12 protein-coding genes are annotated in these 22,104 nt (G+C 64.7%); 7 read left to right on the forward strand and 5 right to left on the reverse strand.

Annotated features, from left to right (window positions below; genetic code table 11):
• Positions 1 to 38: 38 nt before the first annotated feature.
• From Q0799_RS06260 to icmF, 4 genes are all read right to left on the reverse strand, one after another.
• Positions 39 to 3,197 (reverse strand): efflux RND transporter permease subunit, encoded by a 3,159-nt coding sequence (locus tag Q0799_RS06260; protein ID WP_298395805.1) that lies wholly within the window; start codon positions 3,195 to 3,197, stop codon positions 39 to 41.
• Entirely contained in the window at positions 3,194 to 4,288 is a 1,095-nt protein-coding gene (locus Q0799_RS06265; RefSeq protein WP_298395808.1) for an efflux RND transporter periplasmic adaptor subunit, read from the reverse strand. Before Q0799_RS06265 ends, Q0799_RS06260 begins: the two co-directional genes overlap by 4 nt.
• On the reverse strand, positions 4,285 to 4,935 hold the full coding sequence (locus Q0799_RS06270; protein ID WP_298395811.1) for a TetR/AcrR family transcriptional regulator: 651 nt from the start codon (positions 4,933 to 4,935) through the stop codon (positions 4,285 to 4,287). The genes Q0799_RS06265 and Q0799_RS06270 overlap by 4 nt, the downstream gene beginning before the upstream one ends.
• Before the next feature lie 243 nt (positions 4,936 to 5,178).
• Positions 5,179 to 8,442, reverse strand: coding sequence for a fused isobutyryl-CoA mutase/GTPase IcmF (gene icmF, locus Q0799_RS06275; protein ID WP_298395814.1), 3,264 nt, complete (start codon positions 8,440 to 8,442; stop codon positions 5,179 to 5,181).
• A 196-nt stretch (positions 8,443 to 8,638) separates the two neighbouring features.
• Between icmF and Q0799_RS06280 the strand changes: the two genes are divergently transcribed.
• From Q0799_RS06280 to Q0799_RS06290, 3 genes are all read left to right on the forward strand, one after another.
• Entirely contained in the window at positions 8,639 to 9,655 is a 1,017-nt protein-coding gene (locus Q0799_RS06280; RefSeq protein ID WP_298395817.1) for an AraC family transcriptional regulator, read from the forward strand.
• Positions 9,656 to 9,743: 88 nt separating this feature from the next.
• Positions 9,744 to 10,589, forward strand: a complete 846-nt coding sequence (locus Q0799_RS06285) for a PhnD/SsuA/transferrin family substrate-binding protein (RefSeq protein ID WP_298395820.1) — start codon at positions 9,744 to 9,746, stop codon at positions 10,587 to 10,589.
• Positions 10,590 to 10,594: 5 nt separating this feature from the next.
• Positions 10,595 to 13,300: a response regulator gene (locus Q0799_RS06290; RefSeq protein WP_298395823.1), complete on the forward strand. Its 2,706-nt coding sequence runs from the start codon at positions 10,595 to 10,597 to the stop codon at positions 13,298 to 13,300.
• On the opposite strand, the gene gpmI is transcribed toward Q0799_RS06290, so the two are convergent.
• Complete coding sequence (gene gpmI / locus Q0799_RS06295) at positions 13,286 to 14,926, reverse strand: 2,3-bisphosphoglycerate-independent phosphoglycerate mutase (RefSeq protein WP_298395826.1); 1,641 nt, start codon at positions 14,924 to 14,926, stop codon at positions 13,286 to 13,288. The two genes, Q0799_RS06290 and gpmI, sit on opposite strands and share 15 nt — an antisense overlap.
• Positions 14,927 to 15,083: 157 nt before the next feature.
• Between gpmI and Q0799_RS06300 the strand changes: the two genes are divergently transcribed.
• Genes Q0799_RS06300 through Q0799_RS06315 form a run of 4 tightly spaced genes read left to right on the forward strand, consistent with a single transcriptional unit; the run spans position 15,084 to position 22,103 of the window.
• Entirely contained in the window at positions 15,084 to 18,041 is a 2,958-nt protein-coding gene (locus Q0799_RS06300) for an EAL domain-containing protein (RefSeq protein ID WP_298395829.1), read from the forward strand.
• Positions 18,038 to 20,236: a PAS domain-containing protein gene (locus tag Q0799_RS06305; protein WP_298395832.1), complete on the forward strand. Its 2,199-nt coding sequence runs from the start codon at positions 18,038 to 18,040 to the stop codon at positions 20,234 to 20,236. Before Q0799_RS06300 ends, Q0799_RS06305 begins: the two co-directional genes overlap by 4 nt.
• Positions 20,233 to 21,549: an HD domain-containing phosphohydrolase gene (locus Q0799_RS06310; protein WP_298395835.1), complete on the forward strand. Its 1,317-nt coding sequence runs from the start codon at positions 20,233 to 20,235 to the stop codon at positions 21,547 to 21,549. The genes Q0799_RS06305 and Q0799_RS06310 overlap by 4 nt, the downstream gene beginning before the upstream one ends.
• A complete protein-coding gene (locus tag Q0799_RS06315) occupies positions 21,546 to 22,103 on the forward strand; it encodes a response regulator (protein WP_298395837.1) in 558 nt (185 codons plus the stop codon). The genes Q0799_RS06310 and Q0799_RS06315 overlap by 4 nt, the downstream gene beginning before the upstream one ends.
• Position 22,104: the final 1 nt, after the last annotated feature.

A 22,104-nucleotide genomic window follows, 5' to 3' on the forward strand; every position in this document is an offset into this window, starting at 1 on the left:
GGCAGCGATTGCGTAAGGAATTGTTGCTGCCCGCGAGCTCAGGCCGGCGGCCGGACCCGGTACCAGGCGGCATAGAGTGCCGGCAGGAAGAGCATGGTCAGCAGGGTGGCAACGGTGAGCCCGCCCATGATCGCCACCGCCATCGGCCCGAAGAAGGCCGAGCGCGACAGCGGGATCATTGCCAGAATGGCGGCCGCGGCGGTCAGCACGATGGGCCGGAAACGGCGCACGGTGGATTCGACGATGGCTTCCCAGGCGTGACGGCCGGCGGCCATGTCCTGGCGGATCTGGTCGACCAGGATCACCGAGTTGCGCATGATCATGCCCGACAGGGCAATCGTTCCGAGCATGGCGACGAAGCCGAACGGCCGATTGAAGGCGAGCAGGAAGAGGGTCACGCCGATCATGCCGAGCGGGGCGGTGAGCACTACCATGACGGTGCGCGAGAAACTCTGCAGTTGCAGCATGAGCACGGTCAGCACGACCAGGATGAACAACGGCACCCCGGCCGCCACCGAGCTGCCGCCCTTGGCGCTTTCCTCGACGGCGCCGCCGACCTCGACCCGGTAACCGAGCGGCAGGGCGCTGCGCACCTGATCGACGGCCGGGGTCAGCTGGCCGACCACCACCGCCGGTTGTACCTTGCCGTACAGGGTGGCGCGGACGGTCACCGTCGGCAGGCGGTTGCGACGCCAGATCACGCCTTCCTCGAAGCCGTATTCGGCGGTCGCGATCTGGGCCAGCGGCACGCTGCGCCCGCCGGCGACAGGCACCGCGAGGTTGGGCAGCTGGCCGAGATGGACGCGTTCGGAACGGGCACCGCGCAGCACCACGGCCAGGGTTTCGTTGCCCTCGCGATACTGCGTCACCGTCGTCCCCTGCAGCGAAGTGGACAGCAGGCGGGCGATGTCGCTGCTCGACACGCCGAGCAGGCGAGCCTTGTCCTGGTCGATTTTCAGGCGCACGACCTTGGATGGCTCTTCCCAGTCGAGATGGACGTTCGACAGTTCGGGATGTTCGCGCAGCAGCGCCGCCACCTGATGCGCGATACGCCGCAATTCGCCGGTATCGCTGCCGCTCACCCGGAACTGGACGGGGAAGCCGACCGGCGGCCCGTTTTCCAGGCGGTTGATCATGGCCCGTAACGGCCAGGGTTCCTCCTCGAACAGGCGGATCAGTTTGCCGCGCAGGGCTTCACGCTCCTCGACACCGGCCGTGAGGATGACGAACTGGGCAAAATTGGTCTGCGCCAGTTGCTGGTCGAGCGGCAGGTAAAAACGCGGGCTGCCGCCGCCCAGCCAGGCAACGTAGTTGTCGATGCCTTCCTGCTCGGTCAGGAACTGTTCGAGACGATGAACCGCCGCTTCCGTCGCCTGGTGCGAAGCGCCTTCGGCCAGGCGCAGATCGACCAGCAGCTCCGGGCGCGTCGAGTCGGGGAAGAACTGCTGCGGCACCAGGCGCACGAAGGCGACCATGGACAGCGCGAAGGCCAGCACGGTCAGCCCTATCACCGGCCAGCGGTGGCGCACGCAAGCATCGACCAGGCGACGGAAGCGCTGGTAGAAGGGCGTGTGATAGATCGCATATTCGTCGTGAACCTGCTCGTGCGCGACCTCACGCTCGGCCAGGCGGCGGCCGAGTGCCGGGGAAAGACGCGTCAGCAGTCCGGCCAGTCGCGACGGCTGGCAATGCTTTTTACGGAAATCGGGCAGCAGGTGAAAACCCAGATAAGGCACGAACAACACCGCCGCCACCCAGGACACGAGCAGCGCGATCACCGTCACCTGAAAGATCGAACGTGTGTACTCACCAACCCCGGAAGCCGCGGTGGCAATGGGCAGGAAGCCGGCAGCGGTGACCAGGGTGCCGGACAGCATCGGCATCGCCGTCGAGGTGTAGGCGTAGCTCGCCGCCCGGGTGCGTTCCCAGCCCTGCTCCATCTTGGTCGCCATCATCTCGACGGCGATGATCGCATCGTCGACCAGCAGGCCGAGAGCGATGATCAAGGCGCCGAGCGAAATCTTGTGCAGGCCGACGCCGAGCATGTGCATGAACATGAATGTGATCGCCAGCACCACCGGGATGATGATCAGGACGACGACCCCGGTGCGCAGGCCGAGCGACAGCAGGCTGACCGCCATGACGATGGCCACCGCCTCGACCAGCACCTTGACGAACTCGCTGACCGAATTGCGCACCGCCCGCGGCTGGTCGGCGACCCGCTCGAAGCGGATACCGACCGGCAGTTGCGCCTCGATCCGCTGCACTGCCGTATCCAGATTGCGCCCCAGGGCGACGATGTCGCCACCGGCACGCATCGACACGCCGATGCCGAAAGCGTCCTCGCCCATGAAGCGCATGCGTTCGCTCGGCGGATCCTCAACCCCGCGCCGGACCTCGGCGACATCGCCGAGACGGAAGCTGCGCCCGCCGATGCGGATCAGCGTGTCGGCAATCGCCTCGACTTCGTCGAAAGCGCCGGACGGGCGCAGCCAGATACGCTCCTCGTCGGTCTCGAAAAAGCCGGCGCCGGTGACTGCGTTCTGCGCCGACAGGGCATTGGCGATCTCGGCGATGCCGACCCCCAGGGTCGCCAGCTTGGTATTCGACAGTTCGATGTAGATGCGTTGCGACTGTTCGCCGAAAAAGCTGACCTTGGCCACGTCGGGCACCCGCAGCAATTCGCTGCGGATCGCATCGGCGTGGCGTTTCAGGTCGGCCGGCGACACCCCTTCGCCGACCAGGGCAAACAGGTTGCCGTAGGTGTCGCCGAATTCGTCGTTGAAGTACGGGCCGCGCACGCCGCTGGGCAGCGTGCCCTGGATGTCGCCGATCTTCTTGCGCACCTGGTACCACACCGCCGGCATGCGCTGCGAATGGACCGAATCGCGGGCAAGGAAGAAGACCATGCTTTCGCCGGGCTTGGAATAGCTGCGGGCAACATCGATCTCGGGAATTTCCTGCAGCTTCTTCTCGATCTTGTCGGTGACCTGCTCGGCCATCTCGCGCGCGCTGGCACCCGGCCATTCGGCCCGCACCACCATGACCTTGAAGGTGAACGGCGGGTCTTCGGACTGGCCCAGGCGGGTATAGGAATAGAGCCCGATCACCGTCAGGGCGACCAGGAAATACAGCACCAGCGATTGATGCTGCAAACCCCATTCGGAAATATTGAAGCGCTGCCGCCGGGCTTTCATCGCCGCACATCCAGGGCCGGCGCACTACCCGCTTCCAGCGGACGCACGCTTTCGCCTTCGATCAGCCGGTGCACGCCGGCCACCACCACTCTTGAGCCGGCCGGCAGGGCTGTCTTCAGGATCGCCGCATCCTCGCGCAAGGCTGCGATCTCGACCGTCTGCGGCACCACCTTCTGCTGCGCGTCGACCAGCCACACCGTGGCCTTGCCCTCGCGCTGGGTCACCGCCGCCAGCGGCAGGGCGAGTTGTGCCGGCCCGCCATCGGCCAGCGCCACGGTCGCCGTCGCGCCCAGCGGCAGATCGTCGGCATCGGCAATCGCCACCCGTACCGCATAGGTCCGGGTCGCCCGGTCAGCCGACGGCGACACTTCGCGCACCCGGCCCGACAGACTGCGTTCCGGCGCCATCCACAAACGCACCGTGGCCGGCGCGCCGACGACCAGACCGGCCAGGCGGCTTTCCGGCACATGCACCAGCACCTCGCGCTCGCCCGGCCTGGCCAGGCGCAGCACGCGCTGACCCGCCGCCACCACCTGGCCGGCATCGACGCTGACTTCCGTGATCACCCCGGCGCTGTCGGCCAGCAACTCGGTGTAGGACTGCTGATTGGCGGTGCCGGCGGCCTGCGCCTGCGCCTGGCGCAAGCGCGCCTCGGCGGCGTCAAGCGCGCTGCGCCGCAGGTCGAGTGCCGAAGCGCTGATGAAATTGCGCTGCAGCAAGGCTTCGCTGCGCTTGAATTCGGCCCGCGCCAGGCCGGCCTCGGCTTCGGCGGCGGCCACCTGGGCAGCCGCCGCGCTGGACGACAAACGCGCGTCCTGCGGATCGAGCCGGGCCAGCAATTGCCCGGCCTGCACCTGAGCCCCGGCGTCAACCTTGCGTTCGAGCACCTTGCCCCCGACCCGGAAAGACAGTTCGCTCTCATGGCGGGCCCGCACTTCCCCGGAATAAACCTGCGCCTGCGCCGCATCGGCGGCGCTTCCCAGCGTACGCACCAGCACTGCCCGGGGCGCCGGCGGCGCGTCCGGCGGCGGCGAGCAAGCGCTCACCAGCAAGGACAGGATCAGGGCAGCCTGAATGACGGACGGTTTCATGAACTGGCTCCGGAAGGCGTCGCTGCAAGACCATGCAGAACCATGTCGATATGCGCCTGAACATAAGCATCGGGGTCGATGTTGCTACCGCAGCAGGGCGCCAGCGAACTGCGCCAGCCGGCCAGATGGATCAGCGGCGAAATCAGCAGGACGTCGATCACCGTCGTATCGACCGCCCGGAAGACGCCCTGATCGATGCCGCGCTGCACGGCACCGCGCAGCAGCGCCAGCCCGCGCTGGATGACGGCATCGTTGTAGTAACGCGCAACCTCGGGAAAATTCGCGGCCTCGGCCATGATCAGCCGGGGAATGCCCCCCAGTTCGGTACTGCCGATGCGCGCCCACCAGGCTTCGAGAAAAGCGCGCAGCAAGGCGCGGGGATCGCTGCCCGGCTCGGCGAACATCGCTTCGCCGGCCTCGATCGCCGGCACCACGCCCTCGCGGATGACAGCCTGGAACAAGGCCTCCTTGCTGTCGAAATACAGATAGAGCGTCCCCTTCGACACACCGGCCCGCGCCGCAACCTCGTCCAGACGCGTGGCGGCATAGCCCTTTTCGACGAACAGGGTCAGGGCGGCGGCGGTCAGCTCATGCGGCCGGGCTTCCTTGCGCCGGCGGCGCTGCACGGGAATGGAGGAGTCAGACACACGCAGCCCCTTCGATGGAGCGTGCGTCACTGCACACAAAGGACCGGGAAGCAGGAGAAAACATCTGGGCACATCCGTTAATGACTGACTGGTCAGTTATTAAATCCCAGCACGTGCATCTTGGCAAGCGTCGCCAGGCCAACCGGCACCGCAATGGAAAACGGCGAGGTACATCGCCTCGCCGTCTTATTTTCTCCTCCGCCCTGTTCGGGTCCGGAATGCCTTTCCCCTTGCGGGGCCTGCTTACATGCTTCTGCGGTACTGGCCGCCGACTTCGTACAGTGCCGAGCTGATCTGGCCGAGCGAGCAGCAGCGCACTGCATCGACCAGCACGGCGAAGACGTTGCCGTCCTCGATCACGGTCTGCTTGAGCTTTTCCAGCATGGCCGGTGCTTTATCGGCGTTGCGTGCGTGGAAATCGCGCAGGCGCTTGATCTGCGACTGCTTCTCCTCTTCGGTCGAGCGAGCCAGTTCGATTTCCTGCTGGGCCATGCCCTTCGGATTGAGGAAGGTATTGACGCCGATGATGGGGTAGGAGCCGTCGTGCTTCTTGTGCTCGTAGTACATCGACTCTTCCTGGATCTTGCCGCGCTGGTAGCCGGTTTCCATGGCGCCGAGCACGCCGCCGCGCGAAGCGATGGCTTCGAATTCCTTGAGCACGGCTTCTTCCACGAGGTCGGTCAGTTCGTCGATGACGAAGGCACCCTGGTTCGGGTTCTCGTTCTTGGCGACGCCCCACTCGCGGTTGATGATCAGCTGGATAGCCATGGCGCGGCGCACGGACTCTTCCGTCGGCGTCGTGATCGCTTCGTCGTAAGCGTTGGTGTGCAGCGAGTTGCAGTTGTCGTAGATGGCGATCAGCGCCTGCAGCGTCGTGCGGATGTCGTTGAAGTCCATCTCCTGGGCGTGCAGCGAACGGCCGGACGTCTGGATGTGGTACTTCAGCTTCTGGCTGCGCTCGTTGGCGCCGTACTTGTTCTTCATCGCCACGGCCCAGATGCGGCGGGCGACACGGCCGATCACCGAGTATTCCGGGTCCATGCCGTTGGAGAAGAAGAAGGAGAGGTTGGGCGCGAAGTCGTCGATGTGCATGCCGCGCGCCAGGTAGCTTTCCACGTAGGTGAAGCCGTTGGACAGCGTGAAGGCGAGCTGGCTGATCGGATTCGCCCCGGCTTCGGCGATGTGATAGCCGGAGATCGACACCGAGTAGAAGTTCTGCACCTGGTTATGGACGAAGAACTCCTGGATGTCGCCCATCATCTTGAGCGCGAATTCGGTCGAGAAGATGCAGGTGTTCTGGCCCTGGTCCTCCTTCAGAATATCAGCCTGGACGGTACCGCGGACGGTCTTGAGCACCCATTCGCGGATCTTCTCGGCTTCGTCCTCGGTCGGCTGGCGACCGTTTTCCTGCTCGAACTTGGCGATCTGCTGATCGATGGCGGTGTTGAAGAAGCAGGCCAGGATGATCGGCGCCGGGCCGTTGATCGTCATCGACACCGAGGTCGTCGGGCAGACCAGGTCGAAGCCGTCGTAGAGCACCTTCATGTCGTCGAGCGTGGCGATCGACACGCCGGAGTTGCCGATCTTGCCGTAGATGTCCGGACGCTCGTCCGGGTCGCAGCCGTAGAGCGTGACCGAGTCGAAGGCGGTCGACAAACGGTGCGCCGGCATGCCTTCCGACACCTTCTTGAAGCGGCGATTGGTGCGGAATGCATCGCCTTCGCCGGCGAACATCCGTGTCGGGTCCTCGCCCTCGCGCTTGAAGGCGAAGACGCCGGCGGTATAGGGGAAGGAACCGGGAACGTTTTCCTTCATCAGGAAGCGCAGGATTTCGCCGTCGTCGGTGTACTTGGGCAGGATCACCTTGCGGATCTTGGTGCCGGACAGCGATTCGGACGTCAGCTTGGTGCGGATTTCCTTGTCGCGGATCTTCACCACGTATTCGTCGCCGGAATAGGCTTCCAGCGTCTGCGGCCACATGTCGAGCAGCTTCTTCGCCTTCGGATCCTGCTGGCTGTCCTTGAACGCCTGCAGTTCGTCAAAGTCGGCGACATTCTTGTCGCAGCCGGCGAACACGTTCCTGGCGATGCGCAGCGACTGGCGCTCGCGGGCGATCTTGACCTGTTCGTCGACATGTTTGTGATAACCGCGCACCGCATCGGCGATCTCGGCCAGATAGCGAACGCGGGCGGTCGGCACGATGGCGCGGCTGGCCGACGACTGCTTGACGGTGACCAGCGGCAGCGAACCCGGCTTCAGCTTCAGGCCCTTCTCGGTCAGCGCCGGAACCAGCGCCTGGTAGAGGGCGGTGACGCCGTCGTCGTTGAAACGGGCGGCCATGGTCCCGAACACCGGCATGTCCTCGGTCGGCGTCGTCCACAGTTCGCGGTTGCGCTGGTATTGCTTGCGCACGTCGCGCAGCGCGTCCTCGGCGCCTTTACGGTCGAACTTGTTGATCGCGACGAAGTCGGCGAAGTCGAGCATGTCGATCTTCTCCAGCTGCGAGGCGGCACCGAACTCCGGCGTCATCACGTACAGCGACAGGTCGACGAAGGGGACGATGGCAGCATTGCCCTGACCGATACCGGAAGTCTCGACGACGACCAGATCGAAGCCGGCCAGCTTGCAGGCGGCGATGACCTCGGGCAGTGCGACCGAGATTTCGCTGCCGGTGTCGCGGGTGGCCAGCGAGCGCATGAAGATGTTCGGATGTTCGATGGCGTTCATCCGGATGCGGTCGCCGAGCAGCGCGCCGCCGGTGCGCTTGCGCGACGGGTCGATGGAGACGATGCCGATGTTCACGCTGTCGCCCTGATCGAGGCGGAAGCGGCGGACCAGCTCGTCGGTCAGCGACGACTTGCCGGCGCCGCCGGTGCCGGTGATGCCGAGCACCGGCGTGCTCAGTTCGGCCGCCGCCTTGAGCAGCGGCTCCTTGAGTTGCGGTGCCGAGCCGTTCTCGAGCAGCGTGATGACGCGCGCCAGCAGACGGCGGTCGCCCCCCTTCAGGCCGGCAACGACCTGCTCGGCGCTCGGTACGCCCTGGTCGGCGACGTCGTAGTCCGACTTCTCGACGACTTCGTTGATCATGCCCTGCAGGCCCATCTGCACGCCGTCTTCCGGCGCGTAGATGCGGGTCACGCCGTAGGCGTGCAGTTCCTTGATCTCGGACGGCACGATAACACCACCGCCGCCGCCGAAGACCTTGATGTGCTCGCCGCCGTTGGCCTTGAGCAGGTCGATCATGTACTTGAAAAACTCGACGTGACCGCCCTGGTAGGAGGTGATGCAGATGCCCTGCGCGTCTTCCTGCAGCGCGGCATTGACGATCTCCTGCACCGAGCGGTTGTGGCCGAGGTGGATGACCTCGGAACCGGTCGACTGCAGGATGCGGCGCATGATGTTGATCGACGCATCGTGACCGTCGAACAGCGAGGCGGCAGTGACGAAACGGACCTTGTTCTTCGGCTTGTAGGGGACGAGTTTCTTGGCGACGGAAAGATCGGTCATGACGGCAACCTCGGCAGTACGGATGGAAAGGCATTCATCTTAGGCCGCTTTGCCCATCGCACCATTGTGGGGATTGACGCCTATCGTGCAAATTCCGCCAAGATGTTAGTCTATGCCACCAGAGCATTCCGGACCGGCCAAGATGCTGCATCGCACCAATCCCGCACCGACAAACCGCAGGCAAGCCTCTGTCGCGATGGGCTTTGTTACCGGCATGCTGGCCGGACTTGAGCGACGGGGCATCGATCCCGGCCCGCTACTGCGGGCCACGGACATCGATATTGCAGACACCGCCAGGCGCATTCCCATCGAACGCTATGCGGCGCTGTACAACCTGATCAACCACGAATTCGACGACGAAGGCTTCGGCCTGTTCTCGCAACCGATGCGCTGCGGCAGTTTCGAATTTCTCTGCCGTGCCTGCCTCAGCGCCCCGACACTGGCCGAAGCGCTGCACCGGGCCAGCCGCTTCCTGCGCATCGCCCTGCCCGATCTCGCCGTATCCGTACGCCGCGCTCACGGCCAGGCGGAACTGGTCATCGGCGAAACACGCCGGCTGGCCGAGGCATGCGACGACCCCGGCCGGATCTTCGCCTTCGAATGGCTGCTGCGCCTGCTGCATGGCCTGTCGTGCTGGCTGGCCGGCCGCGGCCTGGCGCTCGACCATGTGATATTCCCCTATCGCCGTCCGGCGCATGCCGCCGACTACGCGCTGATCTTCACCGAGGACTCACGCTTCGCACCAACCTTGCCCGGCGGCAAGGGCAGCCTGATCGCCAGCTTCAACGCCAACCTGCTGGAACTGCCGCTACGCCGCGACGAAGCGGCGCTCAACACCTTTCTCGACGGCGCCCCGGGCAAGATCACCACGCTCTACCGGCGCGACCGTGAAATGGTCATCCGCGTGCGCGACCTGTTGCGCGCCGCCATGCCAGCGCCGTTGGCACTCGACGACGTGGCCGCCCGGTTGCACCTGTCGCCGAGAACGGTTCACCGCCGGCTCGAAGAGGAAGGTTCGAGTTTCCGCAGCATCAAGGATGCGCTCCGCCGCGACATGGCGCTGGCCCGGCTGGTCAAGACCCGCGACCCGGTCGCCCGCATCGCCGCCGATCTCGGCTACAACGACACGTCGGCCTTCTATCGTGCCTGCGTCGAGTGGACCGGAATGGCGCCGGCGCACTACCGGCGGCGCTGGGCTGCGCACCAGGACTAAGCGGCAACACTGTCTCGAGAAGTTGCCGCCACCGGGCTTCTGAGTGACAATTCGGGCGCTGCATTCCCGCAGCCGCTTCAGGGATATCATGACCCTACTGTCTCGACTTGCCGGCTTACTGCGCATTGCCGCCCTGTCCAGCCTGGGAATGGCGACCTCCGTCGGTGCCGGCGAAGCCCCCCCGCTGAAGCTGGGCATCATGCCCTTCAACAGTCCGCTGGCCCTGATCAAGGCGCACCAGCCGCTGACCGCCCACCTCGAACGCAAACTGGGCAGAAAGGTCGTGGTCTACACCTCGCCCGACTACTTCACGCACGTCAACCAGTTGCTTGCCGGCGACTTCGACCTGGCCATCACCGGACCGCATTTCGGAGCGATGGCCGCCAATCGGGAAATGCTGCTGTTGTTCCGCTATGCGATCGACCTGCAACCGGTTTTCGTGGTCCGCCAGGATGGACCGATCAACGCCGCGGAAGCGTTGCGCGGCAAGACCATCGCCCTCTCCAGCCGTCTATCGATTTCCTCCATCGGCGGCATCAAGTGGCTGCAGGACAAGGGTTTCGTCCTCAATCGCGATTTCCGCGTCGTCGAGTACAGTTCGCACGGCGCCGCCGTCGCCGCCGTCGTCGCCGGCACGGCCGACGCGGCAATCACCACGCACACGCCGCTGCGTCAGATTCCCGAGGATGTCCGCTCCCGCACCCGGCTGCTGACCAGCGACATCAGCGTCCCCCATGTCATGACCCTGGTCAACCGGCGCCTGGGCAATGCCGACATCGAGCGCATCCGGCTCGCCATCGCAGCATTCCCGGACACGCCGGAAGGCAAGGCCTTCTTCATCGAAACCGGCTACAAGGCCTATGTCCCGGTCTCGCAAGAAGACCTCGACAGCCTGCAGGACTTCATCGAACCAACCCGGCAGATGATGAGGTAATCCGCTTGCAGCTTCCGGCATTCACCCGCAGTTTGCGCTTCCGCCTCCTCCTCGCCGCACTGGCCATCGAATTGCTGGTCCTCGCGGTGCTGATCGCCAACGGCCTGCGCCTGATCGACGACCGGCTCAACACGCAGACGCTTCGCCATCAGGAAGCCATCCAGCAAGCCTACCGTGTCGCCGTGGTGGTCCCGCTGGCGACCCGCGATTACGCCACGTTGCGCGACATTCTCGATGGCTGGCAACAGAACGAGGACATCGACTACCTGGTGCTCACCGACCCGGAAGGCCACCGCCTGGCCAGCAGCCGCTGGCCGGAAAGCGATGCTCTGCCGCCCCCCGGCCGACAGGGCAACGACCTGATTCACGCGCGCTTTCCCATCGAAATTTACGGCCAGCATTACGGCGACCTGCAGTACGGCCTGTCCCTGAAATTCCTCAACGAAGCCCGCCGCGAACTGCTCTGGCAAGGCTCGCTGATCGCCATCGTCGGCATCCTGCTGACGACGCTGGTGCTGGCCGCGGCCGGTTACTGGCTGACCCGCCACCTGGCCATGCTGGCCGCCGCCAGCAGCCGGATTGCCGCAGGCGATTACCGGGCACCGCTGCCGGCGACGGTCACCGACGAAATCGGCGAACTGAGCCAGAATTTCGCCGTCATGGCCAGTGCCGTCGAAACCCGCATCGAGGAACTGGCCGCCCATCTGACCCGCCAGCAATCGATACTCGAAGCGCTCGGCGAAGGCGTTTTCGGGCTTGATGAGGCGCACCGCTGCATCTTCGTCAACCCGGCCGCCTGCGAACTGCTCGGCTATGCCGCCGAGGAAATCCTCAACGCCGACACCCACGCACTGTTCCACCATCACCATGCCGACGGCAGCATCTATCCGGCCCACGACTGCCCGGTGCACAAGACCGTCAGCGACGGCTTGCTGCGCAGCGGCAACGACTGGTTCTGGCGCAAGGACGGCAGCGGTTTCCCGGTCATCCTGACGGTCAATCCCTTGTGGCGCGACGGTCGCCATTGCGGCTCGGTCGTTGCCTTCCGCGACATCACCGATATCGACAACGCCCATGCCGCGCTGCGCGACAGCAACGCCCGTCTGGCCAGCTTCATCGATGCCCTGCCCGACGCCGTCGTGCTCAAGGACGGCAACAACCGCTGGCAGCAGATCAACCATGCCGCTGAAGACATCCTGGCACTGCACGGCTTTCCCTGGCTGGGCAAGACCAACCGCGAACTGGCGCGCGAACGCCCGGCCTTCCGGAAATTCCACGAGCAGGCGGCGAGCACCGACGAGGCGGCCTGGGGCGCCGGCGACATTTCCTGCAGCATCGAATACCTGAATGCGGACAATCAACCGCAGCGCATCTGCGAAGTCCGCAAGTTCCCGCTCATGGCCAGGGATGGCAGCCGCCTGGCGCTGATGGTCATCGCCCGCGACATTACCGAAAGCCGTCGCACCGAAGCCGAACTGGCGCACTACCGCCAGCACCTGGAAGAACTGGTGGCGCGGCGTACCGAAGAACTGGAAATTGCCAAGGAAGCCGCGGAGAGCGCGAATGTCGCGAAAAGCGTGTTCCTGGCCAACATGAGCCACGAAATCCGCACCCCGCTCAACGCCATCACCGGCATGGCCCACCTCATCCGCCGCGCCGGCCTGACCGACGAGCAGCGGGAACGCCTCGACAAACTGGAGTCGGCAAGCACCCACCTGCTCAACATCATCAATACCGTACTCGACCTGTCCAAGATCGAAGCCGGGAAATTCACGCTGGAAAGCACCTCGGTGAATATCGCCGCGCTGTTCGGCAACATTGTCTCGATGCTGCAGCCGAAAGCGGAAAGCAAGAACATCCGCCTGATCGTCAATGTGCCGCCACTGCCCGACCCGCTGACCGGCGACCCGATCCGTCTGCAACAGGCGCTGCTCAACTATGCCGGCAATGCCCTGAAGTTCACCGAACACGGCAGCATCAAGCTGTCGGCAGAGGTACTCGAAGACGCCGGCAATTCCGTGCTGCTGCGTTTTTCTGTCGCCGATACCGGCATCGGCATCGAGCCCGAAGCGCTGGAACGCCTGTTCTCGGCTTTCGAACAAGCCGACAACTCGACCACCCGCAAGTACGGCGGAACCGGCCTCGGTCTGGCGATCACCCGCAAGCTGGCGGAACTGATGGACGGCCAGGTCGGTGCCGACAGCATCCCCGGCCAGGGCAGCACCTTCTGGTTCACCGCCCGCCTGAAGCGCGGACAGACCGCCGGCAACGAGCTTTCGAACGAGCCATCGCCGGCGCCCCCGCAAGACCTGCGCAACCGGAACATCCGCCTGTTGCTGGCCGAGGACGAGCCGATCAACCGGGAAATCACGCAGATGCTGCTCGACGAAATCGGCCTGCGGGTCGACTGCGCCGAAGACGGCCAGAAGGCACTGCAGATGGCGTCAGCAACCGCCTACGACCTGATCCTGATGGACATGCAGATGCCGCACATGGACGGCCTGGAAGCCACCCGGCGCATCCGCGAACTCCCGGACTACGCCGACACCCCCATCCTGGCGATGACGGCCAATGCCTTCGTCGAGGACAAGGCCCGCTGCTTCGAAGCCGGCATGAACGATTTCATCGCCAAACCGGTCAGGCCGGAAGTGCTGTTCGCCATGCTCGACAAGTGGCTTGCCGGCAGACTGCCGAGCTCAGCCAACGCTTAGCAGGCTCTCGTCCCAGGCCGGATGGCGCTCGTAACCGAGCAACGCAGCGACGGTCGCCGCAATGTTCGACAGGCCGGCACTTTCCGTCTGGCGCAGGGCCAGCCGGCCGCCGCTGGCGGCGTCGAACAGGATCAGCGGCACCGGGTTGAGCGTATGCGCGGTCTTGGCCTTGAACGAGCCATCCGGATTTTGCGCCGGCTGCTTGGTTTTCTTGTCGAGTTCGAACATTTCGTCGGCGTTGCCGTGATCGGCGGTGATCAGCGCCACGCCGCCGGCCGCCTCGACCGCTTTCAGCAAACGTCCGAGCGCCAGGTCGACGGCTTCCACGGCCATCGTCGCCGCGCGGAAATTGCCGGTGTGGCCGACCATGTCGCCGTTGGCGAAATTGCAGCGGAGCACCTGGTACTGACCGGACTCGATCGCCGCGATCATGGCGTCGGCGATCTCGGCCGCCTTCATCCAAGGCCGCTGCTCGAAGGGCACGACGTCGCTCGGGACTTCCTGCCAGGTTTCGCCGGCGAACTTGCCGGAACGGTTGCCGTTCCAGAAATAGGTGACATGGCCGAACTTCTGCGTCTCGGAACAGGCGAATTGCGCCAGGCCAAGCTTGCTGAACCACTCGCCGGAGGTGTCCTTGATCGCCGGCGGCGCCACCAGAAAACGCTTGGGCAACTGCAGGTCGCCGTCGTACTGGAGCATGCCGGCGTAGGTCACCTGCGGGTAGCGGACGCGGTCGAACTTGTCGAAATCCGCTTCGACGAAGGCGCGGGTGATCTCGATCGCGCGGTCGCCACGGAAATTGAAGAAGACGACGGAATCGCCATCCTCGATGGTACCGATCGGCTGGCCTTCGTCGGCGATGACGAATTCGGGCAAGTCTTGATCGATGGTACCGGGATGGCTTTCACGCAAGCCGTTCACCGCCGCCGTCGCATTCGGGAACTGCCGGCCTTCGCCCAGCACATGCGTCTTCCAGCCTTTCTCGACCATCGCCCAGTTGGCGTCGTAGCGGTCCATGGTGATGTACTGGCGCCCACCGCCGGAGGCGATGCGGGCGTCGAACCCTCCGGTCGACTGCTCGGCCAGGAAGGCTTCGAAGGGCACAACGTAGTCGAGCGCACTGGTTTCCGGCACGTCGCGACCGTCGAGCAGCGCGTGGATGCGCACGCAGGCGACACCTTCCGCCTTGGCGCGCAGGACCATGGCCTTCAGGTGATCGATATGGCTGTGCACATTGCCGTCGGAAAACAGCCCGATGAAGTGGATCACGCCACGCCCGGCCTTGGCGCCGGCAACGATCTGCTGCCAGGCCTCGCCGGCCCAGATCGCGCCGTCGGCAATCGCATTGGCGACCAGCGCCGCCCCCTGGGCATAAACCTGGCCGGCCCCGATGGCGTTGTGACCGACCTCGGAATTACCCATGTCGTCGTCGGACGGCATGCCAACGGCGGTACCATGAGCCCGCAGGCGAATATTCGGGCAGGTGGCAAACAACTGGTCCAGGTTCGGCTTGCGGGCCGCGGCAATGGCACTGCCCGCATCATTGGCCGGCAAACCGTAGCCATCCATGACGATGACCACAACAGGACCGGCAACGCCGGGGAAAGCAGCGAGTTTTTGCAGCATGAGGATTTCCTGCGGAAAATTGATCCGGCGTGCCGACAGAGCACCCATGGCGCTTGCCCATGACACGCAAAAGTTGCACATTTTAACCTTGGCGGCTTGCCTTGACCGTGGCAGGGGAACAAAATAACAATACTGACAAATCCGCAAGGAGGATCTGATGGCAGAACCGGAATCCCTGACAGGCAGGACGCAGCGCCCGGTTGTGCTGGCTGTCGATGATCTGCCATCGAACCTTGCAGTGGCCTCGGCCATGCTGGAAGAACTGGACGTCGATATCCGCCTTGCCGAGGATGGCCCGACCGCCCTGCAGTACGCGGAACTCGCTCCGCAACCCGACCTCATCCTGCTCGATGTGATGATGCCCGACATGGACGGTCACGAGGTACTGGCGCGACTGCGCGCCAACCCGGCCACCCGGCACATCCCGGTGATCTTCGTCACGGCCCTCGACTCGCCCGGCGACGAGCACTCCGGGCTGCTCGAAGGCGCCGTCGACTACATCGCCAAGCCCCTGCAGGCGCCGGTTTTCCGGGCCCGCGTGCGCAACCACCTGGAGCTCAAGCTGGCCAGGGACCAACTGGCCCGCCAGAACGCCTCGCTGGAGCAGGAGGTGTCGCGGCGCCTGCTGGAAAACCAGCAACTGGCGACCCGCCTGCAACTGACCTTGTCGGCCACCGGCCTGGGCATCTGGGAATTTCATCGCGACGGCGAGCGCATGGAATGGAATCCCGATCTTTGCCGGATGCTCGGCCTGGGCGAGTCGCCGGGGACGCTGAGCGCCAGTCTGGCCCATGTCCATCCGGAGGACCGCGCCCGGATCGAGCGGGCCGTCCGTCACCCGCCGCCGCCCGGCACCGAGATCTCGGTCGAGGAATTCCGTCTGCGCCACGCCGACGGACACTGGCTGTGGGTCGAGGGACGCGGACAGTCGCTGCGTATCGACGAAGGCGGCGGCTCGCTGCTCAGCGCCGGCACGATCACCGACATCAGCCGCCGCAAGCAGATCGAGAGCGAACGCCAGCTCACTTCCGTGGTGTTCACGGGGATCAGCGACGGCATCTGCATCACCGACCCCGATACCCGCATCCTCACCGTCAACGAGGCTTTCGTCCAGGTCACCGGCTACAGCGCCGACGAGGCCGTCGGCCGGACGCCGGCACTGCTCAAGTCCGGCGTGCACGGCCAAGCCTTCTACCAGGGTTTGTGGGACAAGCTCAACAACGAGGATAGCTGGCAGGGTGAAATCACCAACCGGCGCAAGAACGGCGAACTGGTCAATGAATGGCTGCACATTTCCGCCGTACGCGACAGCAACGGCAAGCTGACCCACTACGTCGGCCTGTTCAGCGACCTGTCGGAACGACGCGAGGCCGCCGAACGCATCCAGTACCTGTCGAGCTACGATCCGCTGACCGACCTGCCCAACCGCAGCCTGCTGACCGACCGCCTGGCCCAGGCCTTGATCAACGCCGGCCGCTTCGAACGCCAGACGGCGGTGATCCTGCTCGACCTCGACCATTTCCGCCTGGTCAACGAGAGCTTCGGGCCGCCGGTCGGCGACGCACTGCTGCAGGAAGTCGCCCGCCGCCTGCAGGGATTGCTGCGCGAAGGCGACACCCTGGGCCGACGCTCCGGTACCGAATTCGGTTTCGTCATGGCCAACCTCAGCCACGAACGCGATGCCATCGCCCTGGCCCAGCGATTGCTCGATGCCATCGGCGACCCCTTCATGATCGGCGAGCAGACCTTGCTGCTCACTGCCAGCATCGGCATCAGCCTGGCGCCACGTGACGGGAACGGCGCCGACGACCTGCTCAAGACCGCCGACATCGCCCTGTCCCGCGCCAAGCAGGCCGGGCGCAACACCTTCCGCTTCTACGCGCCGGAAATGGATGCCGACGCGGCCCGCCGGCTCGGCCTGGAAAGCGCCTTGCGCAGTGCGCTCAAGAACGACGAACTGTCGATCCACTACCAGCCCCAGGTCAGTCTCGAAACCGGCCGGGTGATCGGCATGGAGGCCCTGCTACGCTGGCAGAATCCCGCTTTCGGCAAGGTCTCTCCGGCAGAGTTCATCCCCCTGGCCGAAGACAATGGAATGATCATTCCGATCGGCGAATGGGTGCTGTTCACCGCCTGCGCCCAGGCACGCCGCTGGCACGACCTGGGCCTGACCGCCCCCCTGCGCCTGGCCGTCAACCTGTCGGCCCGCCAGTTCCGCCAGCCCGGACTGGATCGCACGGTGGCCCGGGCGCTGGCCGAAAGCGGCCTGCCCGCCGATCTGCTCGAACTGGAAATCACCGAAAGCGCATTCATCCACGACGCCGACGAAGCCATCGCCATGTGCCGCAAGCTCAAGCAACTCGGCGTCAAGCTCTCGCTCGACGACTTCGGCACCGGCTACTCCTCGCTCTCCTATGTCTCGCGCTTTCCTTTCGACAAGATCAAGATCGACCAGAGTTTTGTCGAAGACATCATCGAGAACCCGGTCAACGCCGCCATTGCCACGGCCGCCATCGTCATGGCCCGCAGCCTGAACCTGGCCATCCTCGCCGAGGGTGTCGAAACCGAAGCCCAGGCGCGATTCCTGCGCGGCCGCCGGTGCGATGCGATCCAGGGTTTCCTGTTCAGCCCGGCCCTGCCGGCCGCCGAATTCGAACAACTGCTGGCCGGGCGGACCAGCCTGCCGATCGCCGACATCCCGTCGAGCGGCAAGCAGACCCTGCTCATCGTCGACGACGAACCGAACATCCTCAACGCCCTGTCGCGCTTGTTGCGCCGCGAAGGCTTCCAGATCCTGACCGCGACCTCGCCGCTCGACGCTTTCGAGCACCTGGCCAAGCAGCCGGTACACGTCATCCTCTCCGACCAGCGCATGCCCGACATGTCCGGCACCGAGTTCTTTGCCCGGGTACGCCAGCTTTACCCGGAAACCATCCGCATCGTGCTCACTGGCTACACCGACCTCGACTCGGTCACCGGCGCCATCAACCGGGGTGCCATCTACAAATTCCTGACCAAGCCCTGGGACGATGACCAGTTGCGCGAGGAAATCCGCGAAGCTTTCCGCCTGGCCAAGGACAAGCAGCAGGACAATCATGATCGGGAGACATCATGACCCCGAATGACCCCGGCAACTTGTCGACCCTGGCCTGGCCGCTGGTTGCCCTGCTCGGTCTGCTAGCCCTGGTCTTGCCGCGCCTGCTGCTGAACCGCCTGCAGCGCGAGAAGCAGCAGTTCCGCGCCTTCTTCGACCATGCCACGGTCGGCATGGCGCGCTCGACCATCGACCGCCACTGGGTCGAGGTCAATCCCGCCCTATGCCGGATGCTCGGCTACAGCGAGGACTTCCTGACGCATTGCGACTGGATCACCCTGACGCACCCCGACGACCGGGAACTCAACATCCAGTTATTCAACAGTGTGCTGGCCGGCGAGCGTGACGGTTTCAATCTGGAAAAACGTTTTCTCCGCCCCGACGGCAGCATCGTTTTCGTCAGCTTGGCGGCCCGGGCCATCCGGCTGGATAACGGCCAGGTCGATTATTTCACCGTGGTCATCGAGGACATCACCCAGCGCCAACTGGCCGAAAGGCAATTCGCCAACCAGGTCAGCCGCTCGTTAGCCTTGATCGAACTACCGCAGCAGGCCGAGGGCCTCGACGAACGGGAATTCATGCAACAGGCACTGGAACGCGCGGAATCGCTGACCGGCAGTCAGTTCGCCCTGCTCCACATCGTCGCCGCCGAGGACCAGCCGATCGAATTGCAGATCTGTTCGCGCAAGACGCCGGAGACGCTGGGTAACGACCGCAGCGCGCCCTGGCATGAGGTGGCTCACAGCGCCAGCGCCCTACGCCTGAACAACATCAGTAATGAAGCCATGCCCTTGCTGCACCGCCTGATCAGCGTCCCGGTCTGCGAAGACCGGCAAGTGCGGATGATCTTCAGCGTCGGCAACAGCCGCGAGGATTACGACAATTACGATGTCGAAACCGTCCAGTTGCTGGCCAACGAAACCTGGCGCATCGTCCGCCGCCAGCGAGCTGACCGCGCCCTGCGGCTGGCCATGCAGGTAGTCAACGCCAGCCCGGTGGTCTGTTTCCGCTGGGCCGCCAGCAACGGCTGGCCGGTGGTGTTCGTTTCGGAAAACGTCAGCCAGTGGGGCTACACACCGGAGCAGCTGCAATCCGGCCAGCCCGACTTCGCCAGCATCGTGCACCCCGACGACCTGGTCCGGGTCGGCGACGAGGTCATGCGCCATACGGCGGCCGGCGCCACCGGCTACGAGCAGGAATACCGACTGATCACCGCCGACAATCGGGTGATCTGGGTCGTCGACCGGACCAAGGTGACTCGCGACGCGCACGGACTGCCGGTTTTCTACGACGGGGTGCTGACCGACATCACCGAACGCAAGGAACAGCAGCTGCTGATCGCCGACAACCTGGCCCGTCAGCAGCAATTGAACAAACGCCTGGAAGACGCCAACAACCAGTTGCTGCAATCGGAAAAAATGGCTTCCATCGGCCAGTTGGCGGCCGGCATTGCCCACGAGCTGAACAATCCGATCGGCTTCGTCCATTCCAATCTGGGCACACTGACCGGCTACCTCAACGACCTGATGACCATCCTCGACGCCTACGCCGATGCGGCTGCGCACCAGGGAGAAAACTGCCCCAACCTGAGATCCATCGAGCAACTGCGTGAAGAACGCGACTTCGATTTCGTCCGCGACGACATCTTCAAGCTGCTCGCCGAATCGAAGGACGGCCTGGGCCGGGTGCGCAAGATCGTCCAGGACCTGAAGACCTTCGCCCGCGTCGGCGAGCAGGAATGGCAGGAGGCCGACCTGCATCAGGGGCTGGATTCGACGCTGAACATCGTCTGGAACGAACTCAAGTACAAATGCCAGGTGGTCAAGGAATACAGCGAGCTTCCGCCGGTGTTCTGCCTGATCTCGCAACTCAACCAGGTGTTCATGAACCTGCTGGTCAATGCCGGGCACGCGATCGAGCAGAAGGGAACGATCACCATCCGCACCCGCCGTCTGGATGACGACAAGGTGTGCATCGAGATTGCCGACACCGGCAAGGGCATTCCGCCGGAAAACCTGCGCCGCATCTTCGAGCCCTTCTTCACCACCAAGCCGGTCGGCCAGGGCACCGGCCTCGGCCTGTCGGTGTCCTACAACATCGTCCAGCGCCATCAGGGCCAACTCAGCGTAGACAGCGAACCCGGCCGCGGCACGACCTTCCGCATCACCCTGCCCATCCACCCCGACACCAGCGCCGCCCAGGAGAGAAAACAATGAGCGAGCCCAGCGACGCGCCCACCCTGCTGCTCGTCGACGACGAAGCCAGCATCCTGTCCGCCCTGCGCCGGCTGTTCCGTCCGCAGGGTTATCGCATCCTGACGGCCGAAAGCGGCACCGCCGGGCTGGAAATCCTCGAACGCGAAACGGTCGACCTGATCATTTCCGACATGCGCATGCCGGAAATGGACGGCGCCACCTTCCTCAAGCAGGTCAGACAGCGCTGGCCACAGATCATGCGCATCCTGCTCACCGGTTACGCCGACATCAGTTCGACCGTGGCCGCGATCAACGAAGGCGAAATCTACCGCTACATCGCCAAGCCTTGGGACGACAACGAGATCCAGACCGTCGTCCGCGAGGCACTGGAGCGGCAACGCCTGGAATCCGAGAACCGGCGGCTGACCGCGCTGACGCAGGCACAGAACGAGGAATTGAAAGCCCTCAATGCCGGCCTGGAACAGAAGGTTGCCGACCGCACGGCCGAGTTGCGCCAGGCCCTGGCCTTCGTCGAACAGGCACATGGCGAACTGAAGAAATCCTTCATGACCAGCGTCCAGGTCTTCGCCGGCCTTATCGAGCTGCGCAGCGGCCCGGCCGGCAAGCAACTGGCCGGCCACGGCCGGCGCGTTGCCGAAAATGCCCGCAAGCTGGCCAAGCGCCTCGCCCTGGGCGAGGCCGAGGTTCAGAACATCATGCTCGCCGGCCTGCTGCACGACATCGGCAAGCTCGGTCTGCCCGACGACCTGCTCGGCAAACCCTACAACCTGCTCGGCGCCGAACAGCGGACCCAGGTGATGAAACATCCGGTGATCGGCCAGAACATCCTGCTCGGCATCGAACGTTTCCGCGATGCCGCGCTGATCGTCCGTCACCATCACGAATGCTACGACGGCAGCGGCTACCCGGACCGCCTGGCCGGCATCGCCATCCCCCAGGGCGCGCGGCTGCTGGCGGTAGCCAACGACTACGACTCGCTGCAGGTCGGCACGCTGGTGCAACGCCCGCTGAAGCCCACGGAAGCGCTGGATTTCCTGGTCGAGAACCGGGGCAAGCGCTATGACCCGGCAGCCGTCGATGCCTTCGTGCCGATGATCGCCGAGACGCTGAAGACCGGACCGGTGGAGATCCCGCTGCGCACCATGCACCTGAAGCCGGGCATGGTCGTCAGCCGCGACCTGATGCACCGCGACGGCTACCTGCTGCTCGCCACCGGCAGCGTCCTCAAGGCCGAAATCATCGCCCAGCTGGAGCGCATGGAACAGGTCGAACAATACAACCTCACGGTTTACATTCGCCAGGAAGAAAAATGAGCCGCATCCTGATCGTCGACGACGAAACCTCCATCCTGAAAGCCCTGCAACGCCTGCTGCGGGCCGCCCCCTGCGTCTATGGCAACAAGCAGTTCGCGCTCGAAGTCGTGGCCTGCGAGTTGCCCAGCGACGCGCTGAAGCGTGCGCGACAGGAAGAATTCGACCTGTTCATCAGCGACTACCGGATGCCGGAAATGGACGGCATCGAGTTCCTCAAGCAGGCCCGGGCCATCCAGCCCGATGCCGCGCGCCTGATCCTGTCCGGCTATGCCGACCTGAACGCTCTGGTTCGTGCGGTCAACGAAGTCGGCATCGAGCGCTTCGTCGGCAAGCCGTGGAACGATTACGAATTGATGTCGGCCATTGCCCAGGCCCTGGCCCACCGCGAACTGCTGCTGGAAAACCGCCAGCTGGCCGATCTGGTGCGCGTGGAAATGGGCGACAAGACCGCCGAACAGGTCGAAGCCGAACGCCTGGAGCGGATGGAACCCGGCATCACCAAGGTGAACTGGGGCCCCGACGGCTCGGTGGTGCTCGACGACACCCCGGATTGAC

This window comes from uncultured Azonexus sp. (genome assembly GCF_937982035.1).
Classification (GTDB): domain Bacteria; phylum Pseudomonadota; class Gammaproteobacteria; order Burkholderiales; family Rhodocyclaceae; genus Azonexus.